Here is a 246-nt window from a genome sequence, read left to right as displayed (position 1 = left end):
AAAAAAGGAGGTGTTGCGGGTTGCCCGTGAGCAGCTTCTGGGACAGCGTGAAGCTGAATCCGCTAAACAGGTGTCGGCCTTTGAGGTCGTGGTATGGATGACGGATGGCTGGCCGCTGTATGAATCCCGCCTGAAGGGAAAGCTGCACGTTATCAGCAAGCGTCACACTCAGCGCATTGAGCGACATAACCTGAATCTGAGACAACATCTGGCAAGGCTGGGACGGAAGTCACTGTCGTTCTCAAA

General features: G+C 54.1%; 1 protein-coding gene. It reads left to right on the top strand.

The features are described 5' to 3' along the window. The coding region (locus ACRHOZ_RS21235) for an IS1 family transposase (RefSeq protein ID WP_431130341.1) at nucleotides 1–246 on the top strand (246 nt) is incomplete at both ends.

Source organism: Flagellimonas flava, from assembly GCF_050617915.1.
Classification (GTDB): domain Bacteria; phylum Bacteroidota; class Bacteroidia; order Flavobacteriales; family Flavobacteriaceae; genus Flagellimonas; species Flagellimonas flava_A.
Note: the sequence above shows the minus strand (reverse complement) of the source record. Positions and strands in the feature narration are given on the sequence as shown.